The organism is Halomonas sp. LS-001 (genome assembly GCF_052983955.1).
In genome coordinates, this window is sequence record NZ_CM129816.1 from 269182 (window position 1) to 282333 (window position 13152).

The 13152-nt window shown below is 57.0% G+C and carries 13 protein-coding genes; 3 read left to right on the forward strand and 10 right to left on the reverse strand.

Translation table 11 applies throughout. The features are described from left to right. Nucleotides 1-5: 5 nt before the first annotated feature. From ACU6TU_RS01215 to ACU6TU_RS01225, 3 genes are read left to right on the forward strand one after another with little or no spacing between them, the layout of a single operon-like run. Complete coding sequence (locus tag ACU6TU_RS01215) at nt 6-323, forward strand: sarcosine oxidase subunit delta (RefSeq protein WP_447142793.1); 318 nt, start codon at nt 6-8, stop codon at nt 321-323. Then, nucleotides 320-3367: a sarcosine oxidase subunit alpha gene (locus tag ACU6TU_RS01220; protein WP_447142794.1), complete on the forward strand. Its 3048-nt coding sequence runs from the start codon at nt 320-322 to the stop codon at nt 3365-3367. The genes ACU6TU_RS01215 and ACU6TU_RS01220 overlap by 4 nt, the downstream gene beginning before the upstream one ends. Then, the gene (locus ACU6TU_RS01225) at nt 3360-3995 is read left to right on the forward strand and encodes a sarcosine oxidase subunit gamma (RefSeq protein ID WP_447142795.1); all 636 of its coding nucleotides are present in this window, start codon (nt 3360-3362) and stop codon (nt 3993-3995) included. Before ACU6TU_RS01220 ends, ACU6TU_RS01225 begins: the two co-directional genes overlap by 8 nt. A gap of 18 nt (nt 3996-4013) precedes the next feature. Here ACU6TU_RS01225 and ACU6TU_RS01230 read toward each other — a convergent pair whose 3' ends face one another. The 10 genes from ACU6TU_RS01230 to ACU6TU_RS01275 all read right to left on the reverse strand — a co-directional run bounded on the left by ACU6TU_RS01230 (nt 4014) and on the right by ACU6TU_RS01275 (nt 13074). Further along, a complete protein-coding gene (locus ACU6TU_RS01230) occupies nt 4014-4979 on the reverse strand; it encodes a 5-oxoprolinase subunit C family protein (RefSeq protein WP_447142796.1) in 966 nt (321 codons plus the stop codon). Then, nucleotides 4979-5719: a 5-oxoprolinase subunit PxpB gene (pxpB, locus tag ACU6TU_RS01235; RefSeq protein ID WP_447142797.1), complete on the reverse strand. Its 741-nt coding sequence runs from the start codon at nt 5717-5719 to the stop codon at nt 4979-4981. The genes ACU6TU_RS01230 and pxpB overlap by 1 nt, the downstream gene beginning before the upstream one ends. Next, on the reverse strand, nt 5716-6459 hold the full coding sequence (locus ACU6TU_RS01240; RefSeq protein ID WP_447142798.1) for a 5-oxoprolinase subunit PxpA: 744 nt from the start codon (nt 6457-6459) through the stop codon (nt 5716-5718). Before ACU6TU_RS01240 ends, pxpB begins: the two co-directional genes overlap by 4 nt. A 23-nt stretch (nt 6460-6482) precedes the next feature. After that, nucleotides 6483-7280, reverse strand: a complete 798-nt coding sequence (locus ACU6TU_RS01245) for a hypothetical protein (protein WP_447142799.1) — start codon at nt 7278-7280, stop codon at nt 6483-6485. 67 nt (nt 7281-7347) lie between these two features. After that, nucleotides 7348-8025: a DUF2848 domain-containing protein gene (locus tag ACU6TU_RS01250; protein WP_447142800.1), complete on the reverse strand. Its 678-nt coding sequence runs from the start codon at nt 8023-8025 to the stop codon at nt 7348-7350. Between the two features lie 25 nt (nt 8026-8050). Further along, the gene (locus tag ACU6TU_RS01255) at nt 8051-9334 is read right to left on the reverse strand and encodes a TRAP transporter large permease (protein WP_447142801.1); all 1284 of its coding nucleotides are present in this window, start codon (nt 9332-9334) and stop codon (nt 8051-8053) included. Then, nucleotides 9331-9927 (reverse strand): TRAP transporter small permease subunit, encoded by a 597-nt coding sequence (locus tag ACU6TU_RS01260; protein ID WP_447142802.1) that lies wholly within the window; start codon nt 9925-9927, stop codon nt 9331-9333. The genes ACU6TU_RS01255 and ACU6TU_RS01260 overlap by 4 nt, the downstream gene beginning before the upstream one ends. Before the next feature lie 92 nt (nt 9928-10019). Then, a complete protein-coding gene (locus ACU6TU_RS01265) occupies nt 10020-11084 on the reverse strand; it encodes a TRAP transporter substrate-binding protein (RefSeq protein WP_447142803.1) in 1065 nt (354 codons plus the stop codon). Between the two features lie 142 nt (nt 11085-11226). Further along, nucleotides 11227-12066 carry a putative hydro-lyase gene (locus ACU6TU_RS01270; RefSeq protein ID WP_447142804.1) on the reverse strand — a complete coding sequence of 280 codons (840 nt, stop codon included), beginning with the start codon at nt 12064-12066 and terminating at the stop codon, nt 11227-11229. A gap of 93 nt (nt 12067-12159) precedes the next feature. Beyond that, a complete protein-coding gene (locus ACU6TU_RS01275) occupies nt 12160-13074 on the reverse strand; it encodes a LysR family transcriptional regulator (protein ID WP_447142805.1) in 915 nt (304 codons plus the stop codon). Nucleotides 13075-13152 lie beyond the last annotated feature (78 nt).

Consider the following 13152-nt stretch of genomic DNA (forward strand, 5'->3'; position numbering starts at 1 on the left):
GCGACATGCTTTACATCTATTGCCCTTACTGCGAAGAGCACCGTGAGGAAGAGGAATTTCATCCCAAGGGCCAGGCACATATTCTGCGCCCTGAAGAGCCGGAAGCCTGTAGCGATGAAGAATGGGGCGATTACCTGTTTTTCCGCGACAACCCCCGAGGTATTCACCACGAAATGTGGGTACATGCGGTTGGCTGTCGGAAATTCTTCAACGTCACTCGCCATACGGTGAGCTACAAGATTCTAGAAACCTACAAGATGGGCGAAAAGCCTTCCGTGACCTCGGAAGACACCGCTCAGAACCCGGGAGGCGTGCGCTCATGAACCACGTAAATCAGCCGCAGCGCTTGGCCGAAGGCGGCCGCATTGACCGTACGCAGACGCTGACCTTTACCTTCAATGGCAAAACCTATACCGGGCATCCGGGCGATACCCTGGCGTCAGCGCTACTGGCCAACGGCGTGGATATCGTTAACCGCAGCTTCAAATACTCGCGTCCGCGGGGCATCGTGGCGGCTGGCGCTGAAGAGCCGAATGCGATTGTCCAGCTGGGTGCAACGGAGGCGGGGCAGGTGCCTAATGTGCGCGCCACTCAGCAGCCTTTGTACGATGGCCTGACGGCACGCAGCACCAATGGCTGGCCGAATGTACAGCGCGACCTGATGGGGATGATGGGTAAGCTGGGCGGCCGGTTCATGCCGCCGGGCTTCTACTACAAGACCTTTATGGCACCGGCCTCGCTGTGGTTGACCTATGAAAAATACATCCGTAAAGCGGCTGGCCTGGGGCGTAGCCCGATGGAGCCGGATGCGGATATTTACGATCATATGCATCAGCATTGCGACGTGCTGGTCATTGGCGCTGGCCCTGCAGGGTTGACGGCGGCAGTGGCGGCTGCCCGTAGCGGCGCGCGGGTCATACTTGCCGATGAACAGGACGAAATGGGCGGCTCGCTGTTGGCCAGCCACGAAACCCTGGACGGCCAGCCAGCCGCTGACTGGGCTGCCGGTGTGCTGGAAGAGCTGGCAGGCCTGGATAACGTCACTTTATTGGCCCGCACGACAGCCAATGGCTATCACGATCATCATTTTGTGACCCTGCATGAACAGCGCACCGACCACCTGGGCGAAACGGCATCACGCGTGAATGGCCTTCGTCAGGCGCGGGCTCGGCTGCACCGGGTGCGTGCCGGGCAGGTGGTGTTGGCCACCGGCGCTCATGAGCGGCCACTGGTTTACGCCAATAATGATGTGCCGGGCAACCTGGTGGCGGGTGCCGTTTCTACTTATATTCGCCGTTACGGCGTGGTGCCGGGTAAAACGCTGGTGCTGTCGACCAGCAATGATGATGGCTATCGCGCCGCACTGGACTGGAAGGCGGCAGGCCATGACGTAGTGGCGATTGCCGATAGCCGCGAGAACCCCGAGGGCGAATGGGTCGAGGCGGCGCGGGCGCAAGGCATCCGCATTATCACCGGTAGCGGTGTGATCGAAGCCAAGGGCGCGAATCGCGTGACAGGCGCGCGGGTCGCGAAAATCGATCTGGCGCGTTTCTGCGTATCCGGTGCGGTTGAAGAGCTGGCGTGTGACACCATTGCCAGCTCTGGCGGTTTTAGCCCGGTGATTCACCTGGCATCTCACACCGGTGCGCGGCCCACCTGGCGCGATGATCTGCTCGGCTTTGTGCCGGGGCTGGTAGAAGGTGTTCATGCCTGTGGGAGTGCCAACGGAACTTATACGCTGGCTAGCGTGCTGGCCGAAGGCGCGAAAACCGGCGCCGAAGCCGCCGCAGCGCGTGGCTTTAGCGCCGCTGATGTCAACCTGCCTGCCAGCGTGGAAATCCGCAAAGGCGACGCTCAGGGGGTCTATCAGATTCCTCATGAAGCCTCCACGTTGCGGGCACCCAAGCAGTTTGTGGATCTGCAGAATGACGTAACCGCCGCCGCCATTGAACTGGCAACCCGTGAAGGCTTCGAGTCTATCGAGCACGTCAAGCGTTACACGGCCATGGGCTTTGGTACCGACCAGGGCAAGCTGGGTAACATCAATGGCATGGCGATTGCGGCGCGCTGTCTTAAGCGCTCAATCCCTGAGGTCGGCACCACCGTCTTCCGCCCCAATTACACGCCGGTCAGTTTCGGTGCCATTGTCGGGCGCCACTGTGGCGAGCTTTTCGACCCCGAGCGCTATACGGCCATGCATGCCTGGCACGTGGCGCGTGGCGCTGAGTTTGAGGATGTCGGCCAGTGGAAACGCCCCTGGTATTATCCACACAAGGTTAACGGTCAGCTGGAGAGCATGCATGATGCTGTCCAGCGGGAATGTCGTGCCGTGCGTGAAAAAGTCGGCATTCTGGATGCGTCCACTCTGGGCAAGATTGATATTCAGGGCCCGGATGCGCGTGAATTCATCAGCCGCATGTACACCAACAAATGGGCCAAACTGGCGGTGGGTAAGTGCCGTTACGGCCTGATGTGTAAAGACGATGGCATGGTAACCGACGATGGTGTGACCAGCTGCCTGGGCGAAAACCACTTCCTGATGACCACGACGACGGGCGGTGCGGCCGCCATTCTGGAGTGGCTGGAACTCTGGCATCAGACCGAATGGCCGGAGCTTGAGGTCTACTTCACTTCTGTGACCGACCATTGGGCGACCATGACGGTGACCGGGCCTGAAGCGCGCAAGCTGGTGAGTGAACTGACCGACATTGACCTTGATCGGGAGAGCTTCAAATTCATGGATTGGCGTGCCGGGAAGGTTGCCGGTGTGCCCGCGCGTATTTACCGGATTTCCTTTACCGGCGAGCTGAGTTACGAAATCAACGTTCAGGCGCACTACGCCATGTACGTCTGGAAAACGCTGTTCGAACACGGTGATAAATACGGCCTGACGCCTTATGGCACCGAAACCATGCACGTTCTGCGCGCTGAAAAAGGCTTTATCATTGTTGGCCAGGACACGGACGGCTCGGTAACGCCGGAAGACCTCGGTATGCAATGGTGTATCGGTTACGACAAACCTTATTCCTGGATCGGCAAACGGGCATTGACGCGGTCGGATACCCGCCGCGAAGGTCGCAAGCAGCTGGTTGGCCTGAAACCCAAGGACCCAAGTGTGGTGCTGGAAGAAGGTGCCCAGATCGTCCTCGACCCGCAGCACGCGATTCCGATGCCGATGGTCGGGCATGTGACCTCCAGTTATTACAGTCCGACGCTGAATAGTGGCTTTGCGTTAGCCGTGGTGAAGGGCGGGCATAACAAGATGGGAGAGAGTGTCTTCCTGCCCATGGTGGATGGCCAGGTCCACGAAGCTGAAATCGTCAGCCCGATTTTCTATGACCCCAAGGGAGAGCGCCAGCATGTCTGATATCGCTACCTTCGATACCCGAACCGACAGCGCTATCGCGATCGAATCGCCGCTGGCCTTCAGCCTGCAGCATCGCCCGGCCCCTGCGGCAACGCCTGCCAGCCGCGTGGATATGCGTGAACGCGCCTTCCTGGGCCACCTGATCCTGCGCGGCAGTGCTGCCGTGCTGGGGGAGGCAGTGAAAACCGTCACCGGCATCGAGATGCCGACTAAGCCCTCGGGCTTGGCCCATGATGCCAGCGGCGAACGTTCCCTTCAGTGGCTGTCGCCAGATGAATGGCTACTGATTGTCCCCGACGGTGAAGCCTTCGAGCTGGAAACCCGCTTGCGTGAGGAATTGGGCGGTGCTCACTTTGCCATCACCGAAGTCAGTGGCGGCCAAACGTTGCTTGAACTGGATGGTGACGCAGCGCGTGAGCTTTTGATGAAAAGCGTCATCTATGACGTTACCCCAGAGCATTTCCCGGTAGGCAAGGGCGTCACCACGGTGTTCGCCAAGGCGACGGTTATCCTGCGTCGGCCCAGTGAGCACCGCTGGGAACTGGTGGTACGCCGCAGTTTTGCAGATTACGTCTACCGCTGGCTGCTTGATGCCGGTGATGAATACGCCATTGGAATCGTCAAATAAGCCAACGGCGAGACAACGTTAGCTTTTGTCTTTGCTTTTGAAAATGTTCAGGAATTGCCGATGCTGGTGTTGCGCCTCATCGGCATCCACTGCTCGCAGGCGTACTTTCTGCCCCGGCTGGCATTGCGCCAGTCGTGACGCAGCAAGCGGTGTTAGGTTGCCAAGCCTCGGGTAGCCGCCAATCGTCTGACGATCGTTGAGCAGCACTATCGGCTGGCCATCCGGTGGCACCTGAATAGCCCCCAGTGAAATCCCTTCCGAGACCATGGAGTCGATGCGGCAACGCAGCGTCGGCCCCAGCAGTCGAACACCCATACGGTCAGTGCGTTGATCCACCTGCCAGTCGGCGTTGAAGGCATCAAATACGCTTTTGCCGCTAAACGCCGCAATCTGGGCGCCGGGCAGACAATCAAGGGTGGCTTCCGCCGTATAGTCAATGATCTCCGATGACGGCGTTACCTGTGCCTCGCCCGAATGGCGTGGTGCCTTCTGCAGCATCAAACGGTCGCCCTGGCGTAAGGTTTTGCCCTGGCCGTCGATGCCGCCCAGCTGCTCGCGTACCACGCAAGCCGTGCTGCCTAAGACGGCCTCACCATAAAATCCACCTGCCACTGCCAGGTAAGCGCGCAGACCGTTTGTCGGGGCCGCGAAGGTGAGGGTATCGCCCGGGGTAACCTGGAATGAGCGCCAGCATGGGGCAGGCTGTTGGTTATGCCGTGCGCCCAGGTCGGCACCGGTGATAGCCAGCGTCATGACCCGTTCAGCAACCAGTTCCAGGCCACCAAACGTAACCTCCAGTGCACTGGTGCCCCAGGGGTTGCCAGCCAGGCGGTTGGCCCAGGCCCAGGCGTGAAGGTCGGCAGGCCCGCCCTGGGTGACCCCCAGGTGGCGAACGCCGAATCGGCCAGCATCCTGTAAAAGTGCCAAGGGCCCGGCGCGGGTCACACGCAGGCCGTCCAGGCCTTTTTCAATGAGTGACTTCATCAGCGGTGGGCCTCCTGTTTCGTGGTTATCGCCTTGAGCGGTGAGGTATCACCGCCTTCGGCTTCAAAAGCGGTTTGGTCGATGCTGACAAAACGCACGCGGTCACCCACTTTGAGCAGGCTGAATCCATCGCGCTGGCGGTCAAAAAGCCTGACGGAGGTTCGCCCGATCAGGTTCCAGCCGCCGGGCGTTACGCTAGGGTAGGCGGCGGTCTGTTGGCCTGCAATGGCCACGCTGCCTGCCGGTACCCGCTGGCGTGGCGTGTCCAGGCGAGGGCAGTGAAGCGCGGGGTCAAGCAACCCCATAAAGGCAAACCCCGGTGCAAAGCCCAGGGCGAAGACGCGGTATTCCTGCTGAACATGGCGTTCGACCACTTGTTCAGCGGTCAAGCCGGAGAGCTCTGCCACACGTTCAACATCCGGCCCGACGCTGGCGTCATACCAGGTGGGAATGTCATGCAGGCTGCCTTCAACGCCGCTTTCTTTCGGGCTTAAGGTAGTGAGCAATTGCGCGAGGGTTTGCCGGGCGGCGGCAGGCGTCAGTTGTTCAGGATCAAACACGACCAGCAGGGTGGTGTAGGACGGCACTAGGTCGACAAGGGCCGAGCCGAAGGCAGCCTCACAGTCGTGCGTCAAGGCGGTGAGCCAGGGCAGATTGTGCTCATCAATGGTGTCAAACAGCCGTACCATCCAGCCATCAAGACCGGCGCGCTCCAGGCGGGGTAAAGGGCTAATCTTCATAGCGTTTCCAGCATCTGGCGAATTCGGCGGACCGAGGCCACCGATTCGGCGTTATCGCCATGCACACACAGCGCATCGGCACTCAGTATCAAAGCGCTGCCATCGCTGGCGGTCAGCGCTTCGCTCATGGCAATCCGCCGTGCCTGTTCGATGATGATCTCCGGGTCATGATGAACGGCATTGGGCAGGCGGCGCGACATCAGGTGGCCATCCGCATCGTAGCCACGGTCAGCAAAAGCTTCAAACCACAGGCTAACGCCTTGTGCTTCGGCCAGCTGGCGTAGGCGTGACGTGTCGCGGGTTGCCAGCGTCATCAGCGGAAGTGAGGGGTCAAACGCCACGACTGCCTTAGCGACTGCGCTAAAAATCTCCTCGGAGCGTGCCATATCGTTGTACAGGGCACCGTGGGGTTTGACATAGTGCAGAGCTGTACCTTCTGCCCGGCAAACCGCCGCCAGCGCACCAATCTGATACAGCACCAGGTTCTCGATCTCCGCCGCCGAGCAGGCCATGCTGCGTCGCCCGAAACCGACCAGATCCGGGTAGGCGGGGTGAGCGCCCACTTTCACGTCATGCTCGACGGCCATGCGCACGGTACGCCGCATGACATCCGGGTCGGAGGCATGAAAGCCACAGGCAATATTGGCCAGATCAATGTAAGGCATGACCTCATGGTCCAGGCCCATCACCCAGGACCCGAAGCTTTCGCCCATATCGGCATTGAGTTGTAAGGTTCGCATGCATCCCCCTTGTGGATGGTAATTTAATCAGACAAGGCCATTTTTTGGTGCATACGCCATTGGCTGACAAGAAACAGGCTGGCGCTGACAGCCAGTGACGCGCCAAGAGCGCAGAAAAAGACGGCCATGGGCGGTAGTTGGCCCACTGTCAGGGCTGTGGTCGCAGCAAAAGCAACGAGGCTGAGCATGCCTCTTTGTGCGGCTGCAATGGTCGCCCTGGCGACATCTGCACCATAGCGGTCGTAAAGGGTCCAGCCAATGGTCAAAAGGCCCACAGGGAAGCCTATCAGTAATCCCGACAAGTCAGGACCTGAGTAGGCGGCAAGTGTCGTGGCAATACTGACCAGTATGCCAGCCAGCAGGCCGCGTAGAATAAGATCCATCCAGCCGGAGGTGGTGGCAACGGCAAGGTGTTGAAGCGCCAGCGCCCGGCGGATGGTATCGGCCACCCACAGCAAACCGAGGTAGCCCAATACAGCCAGTGTGACGCCGCCGGGTAAATAGGTGAAAAGATAAGCTGCGGGTATCCAGCAGAGTGTTGCCAACCCCAGGCTCATAACGCCGCTAAAACGTTTGGCAGTAAGCACAAAGCACAGGCTGAATAGCAGCGTGGCCATCAGGGCATGCAGGGTTGCCAGCGCTGCAGAGGCAATAAAGTCAGCGGGCCAGTCCTGAAGCATGAAAAAGTAGCCAGGCCCCAGAACAATCGGTGTTCCGGCAATGATGCCACCTAGCCTGGGCCCCAGTTTGCCAACGGCAACGGATACCAGAATCACCACCAGGGCGGTGGCGATCAGTTTGATGACCAGGATGCTCAGCATGAGAGACACAGCGGAGTGGCGTTAAAAAGAACCGCCGGATACCGTTGTGCCAATGAAGCCTTTCTGTTCATGTCATCACCGGTAGCGTGTGGATGCGATAGGTGTGCTCCAGTTCCCGTTGACGCACAGGGTCGTGCAGTACCATACGAAATTGCTCAGCAGGACGCAGTTCGCCGATCACCGGCAGCGTGCCGCACAGCATGACCTGACCAGGGGCAAGCTGTGGGCTGTCATATCCAAAGCGTTTCAGCAGCTCAATAGGATGAAGCAGTCCGGTCAATGGGCCTTGCTGATAGATGTCTTCCTTGCCATCGTTAGTGATGTAGGCCGTCATCTGCAGTTCATCCCAATGGTCAATGACGCTGTCGAGTCGCCAGACCTGATGGCTCACCGGCTTGACGCATACCTGCTTGGAGTGCGCCACTGACCAGGCTTCAGCCTCACGGTCCGTGTGGTCAGAGCCAATGCCCACCAGGGTGCCATTGTGAGAGCCTATCAGCACCACCTCCACTTCGCCGCTTGATGCCTCGCCCAACACCTGTACTTCCGATGCTGTGGCTAACTGATTGGCGGCAACACGGTAGAACACTGGTGTACTTGAGGGAGGTGTCACGCCAATTTCTTTCAGTTCTTCGATATGCTCATCAATGGCGGACTGGATACGGCCAGCCCAGCCAGCAATGATCAGTTGCTGCACATCGACCTCTATGGTTTCTGTGCTATCTGCGAGTTGAAACACTGTCATATCATCGCTCCGGCCAGTTGGGTGATTAGTTCATCAGATTGGGAAGCAGCAGGGCAATCTGCGGGAAAAGCACCAGCAATATCGCCATCAGGAACATGATGCCGACATACGGCAGGGCACCTTTCATGACATCGCTGAAGGCGCCGCCTTCACGAACTCCCTGGACTACATAAAGATTCAGCCCGACGGGTGGTGTGATCAGCGCCATCTCAATGAGCAGTATGATCAGAATGCCCAGCCATACCGGGTCAAACCCCATGCCGATAATGATAGGGGCCACGATAGGAATCGTGATAACCATCAGCGACAGAGTTTCGATAAAGAAGCCGAGGATGATGTAAATCATGATCGCCAGCATCAGGGTTGAATAAGGTCCCAGTCCCGCCGTTTCGAGAAAGCCCGTTATCTCACGAGTGACGCCGCTGGAGGCAAGTACGAAATTAAGAAAGTAAGAGGCAATGATAATCAGCAGAATCATGCCGGTCGTTTTCATGGTGCCATCAAGGGCATCAATGATGACCCGCCAGGATAGTTTGCGCATAAAGGCAGCAATCATCAAAGCGCCGAGTACGCCGAGTGAAGCGGCTTCGGTCGGGGTTGCGACCCCGGTATATATGGAGCCCACCACGATGGCAAACAGGATAAGTACGGGAACTAAATGTTTCAGGCCATAAAAGCGCTGGCTCCACGAATGAGAAACACTGGGGCCTCCCAGAGCGGGCTTCCAGATACAGATCAGTGCTGTGCCGATAATAAACATCAAGGCCAGCAGTAAACCGGGAACCAGGCCTGCTGCAAACAGTTGGGGAATCGACGTTTCAGTTAAAAAACCATAAACGATCAGGTTAATGGAGGGTGGGATCATAATGCCCAGGGTACCGCCTGCGGCAATTGAGCCGGTAAAAAGCTTGGGGTCATAGCCCATTTCCTTGCCTTGAGGCAAAGCAACTGTACCAATAGTAGCGGCGGTGGCAACACTGGAACCTGACGTGGCAGAAAACAGGGTGGCGGTACCGATGTTGGCGTGAAGTAACCCGCCCGGTAACCAGGAAAGCCAGCTTTCAAGCGCCTGATAGGTGCCCCGTGCAATACCCGTGCGGACCAGGATTTCACCCAACAGAATAAACAGAGGAATGGCGATCAGCAGAAAACTGTCAGACGCGGACCACAACACATCCCCCATGGCGTTAATCAGCGGGAAGGGGGAAAACAGTTCTGCGAGAAGCAATGCCAGAGCTACCAGAGTCGCGGCAACAGGAACGCTCAGCAGTAGTAAAGCCAATAAAATCAGCAGCGCGGTGATGATCATGAGCGAGCGTCCTTGTTTTCATCTTCGATTTGTTCGTCGAGTGTCGGGCTACCGGCAAGTTGCTGTACGCCTTGGTCATCTCCACTGAGAAGCCCGAAAAATACACGCAGGCACATCACGCAAACGGCAAAACAGAACCAGGTAAGGCCTCCAAACCACAGGGCTTGAGGTATCCACAGCGGTGTGCCGAGTGGAGTATTGGCCGTTGAGCCAGCGCTGTAGGAATGTGTAAGCACATCAAAGACGGCGCCCACCATCAAAAGGCAGAAGATGGCCATGGCCATCATGGCCACCAGGTCAAGCACGCCGCGCACCTTCATGGAAAAATTCAGATAAAGGGCATCAATGCGGATATGTGCCTTGCTCATCAGCGTGTAGGCAAACGACCAGCTGGCACTGATTGCCATGATATAGCCGGTGAGTTCAGTGGCATGGACGGCAGAGCGTCCGGTCAGCTGGCGGCTGAGCACTTCAATGGTAACCAGTGCCACCGTTAGCAGAATGAGCACGCCACCGGTGCGGGCCAGCCATAGCGAGCCGACCTGGATTCCCGCCAGTAACCGGTCCAGGATAGAGTTAACCCGTTGAAACATATCTTTCTCCAGAGCGTGGCCGGGCTGCTAAACAGCCCGGCTGCCATTGGCGGAGCCTGTTTAATGGAAATACCAGATGAAGTGCTAAGCGCTTATTTGGAAGCGCTCAGGCCTGTTACGGCGCCAATGGTCTCGTTCCAACGATCTACCCACTGCTGGTCGACCCGCTCAGCCCAGTTGGGTAGCAGGGTTTCTTCCAGGTGGCGAGAGGCTTGCACAAAGTCGTCATCGGTCGCTTCAACCAGGACCATGTCACCCGCATCACCACGGCCACACTCACCTTGGCCAGTCAGGCAGGCAATACCTTCACGGGTTTCTTCAACCGCACTTTCCCAGACAGGCTGCTCATAGTTCTCAGCGATTTCATTGAGTAGCCATTCCTGAGTGGTTTCGGAAAGCGAGTTCCACTTGTCGCCGTTCATGGCTGTGATGACGTGATCCCAGCCGCCAACCGGGAGCGGGTAAAGATGAGTGGAGACCTCATGCCAGCCAGAGCTATAGCCTGAGAGTGACCCCGTGACAGCGCAATCGATAACGCCGCGTTGCAGCGCGCCAGGTACTTCGCTGAAGTTAAGGGTAATGCCTTCTGCGCCCAGGGCTTCGAGGAATTCAGCGGTGGTACGGCCACTGGCGCGAATTTTCATACCGGCGAGGTCGGTCAGACCGTCAATGTCGGCATTGCAGAACACCATTTGTGACGGATAGGGGACAACCGCAAGGAGTTTGGCACCGTCATAGCGTTCGCTGAAGATATCTTCCAGCACAGGACGATAGGCTTGCGAAATTTCACGGGCGGTTTCAACGTCCGGCGCTATCATCGGCATATCCAGGCCTTCCAGCTCAGGCGCGTCTTCGACAGCATAATCCGCAACGGTAGAGGTCACCTCGATCACATCCCGTGACATCAGCCGGTAGACTTCGCCGCCACCCAGGCCCATCTGGTCGAAGGTAGTGACGTCACTGGTGATCTGGCCATTGGAAGCTTCACTAAGATGTTCTTCCCAGAAGGGTTTTTCGAAATTGCGGTACAGCGACAGACTGCTCCAACTGCCGACGTAGGCAATGTTGGTGCTATCGAGATCCTGGGCAATCGCCGGGGTGGCTGCTATGGCCATGCTCAGCAGGGAGGTCGGGAGAAGGTATTTTGTTTTAATCATCGGTGTTTCCTCTACATCATGAATGAACATCTTTTTGCAGCGCTTGTTAACGTTGTGCTGCGGTTTTAGCTGTTTGCCTTTTCTTTCCAAAGGCAGTCTTGCGAAAACGTTTTGAGAAAGCTCCTTACAAGATAGAGCTAGGTCAGAAAAGTGCCAGATGACTGTCCGGGATATCTGTCACCAGCATATGCCCAGGACGGTGGGTAATAGCGAACTCGATACCTGCGTCCATCAGTACCTTGTGTGGTGTCACACCGCAGGCCCAGAAAACAGGGAGTTCGTCTTCTTTCAGGGTGACTGCATCGCCATAATCCGGCGCGCTGAGATCCTGTATGCCGATCAAGGCGGGATTACCCAGGTGAACCGGTGAGCCGTGTACGTGGGGGAAACGCGTTGTGATCTGCACGGCACGAATGGCATCCGCTGCAAGAAACGGGCGCATCGAAACGACCAGGTTGCCGCCGAAACCGCCAGCTGTCTTAAGAGCAACCGAGGTGTTGAACATCGGCACGTTGCGTTGCTCATCGATATGTCGGACATTGAGCCCGGCATTTATCAGGGCGTGTTCAAAGGTAAAAGAGCAGCCAAGTGCGAAAGTCACCAGGTCGTCCCGCCATTCGTCCACTACATCGGATGCGGTGCCGCTGTTTTTGCCTTCCCTGAATATCTGATAAGCGGGTACATCCCGGGCGATATCCAGGTTGCTGCCCAGAATATCGCAGCTGCGCTCGCCAGGTTCGCTGACAGCGAGCACTGGGCAGGGCTTGGGGTTAGCCTGACAGAAGCGCAGAAAGCCAGCTGCCTGTGCGGCTGGCAATATCACCAGGTTGACCTGAACAAAACCGCTGGCAAGGCCCGAAGTGGGGCCGGTCAGGTGAGCTTCCCTTGCTGCCAGACGAACTTCCTCGGGAGATGAGCTGGCATTCAGTGCGCCAGCAGGTGAAGCATTTTGAGTCTGTGTCTTTTCGGAAGTATGTGACATTGTGCCGCCTTGAATTATTTTTCTTACATTTAAGGCAGATACTCTGATCAATACAAATCGAAATTTAAGATCAGTTTTGATTGAAAAAGCTGATCAGTCTATTTTTGGCGACATGTAATAGGGCGGTTGAACGTGCTCTTGAGCGCTTAAAATGGCCAGCTCTGCGATGGCGTCAACGACTTTAATGCCGGAATTAGCGTGGTAAGCGGCAGTGAATTCAAGATCTGGCACCTGACCGGCGACTTCAAAGGGACGTAAAAGACCGCCCTTTAATTCTTGCTCGAGAATTTCCCGAGGGAGTGCGCTGACACCTATTCCATCCACCGTCATTCGAATAATAGTGGAGAGTGATGAGCTTGAATGCACACGCGTCGAATGATGCATGGGATCGACCAATGAGCGGATCGCAATGTAAGGCTCGCTTTGCCGTGGATAGGTAATGATTGGCCAACAAGCCAGCTCTTCCAGTGAAAGTCGTGTGGTAGGCAAATCGAGTTTGGGGCTGGCGACCCATATAAGTGAGTATTTACACAGTGGAAGGTTGACGATGCCTGGTTGGTTGACAACGCCCATCAGGAAAGCGATGTCGATCTGATGGTTTTTTAGTTTCTCTGTGAGATTGACGGAAATATCGACGTCCAACTCAAGATTAATGGCAGGATAGGCTTCACTGACTTTTTCAATTAACTGAGGAAGCCAAGTGTGAGCAATGGTCTCGGAAACCGCCAGACGGATAGTGCCCTGAATAGCAGATGTCTGGGCAATGGTCTGAAGCATTTCACCGTGCAGGCTCAGCATCTTCTCAGCATAAACGAGAAACTCCCGCCCCTTTGCGGTTAACGTTACCTGCCTGCCAGAGCGGTCAAACAGCTCTACCCCGAGCTGATCTTCCAACCCTGCAATGCGTGCCGAGAGAGAAGGCTGTGAGGCGTAAACCCGATGGGCTGCGGCACGAAAACTGCCCAGTCGGGCAATCCACACAAAGGTTTCCAATGTTCGGATATTCATCGTAACTCACCTAGTGGAATCGGCTGTTCTTCAGTGTTGTCAACCTTACTAGAGTGGTCGCTGATGGCGCTAAGCTTA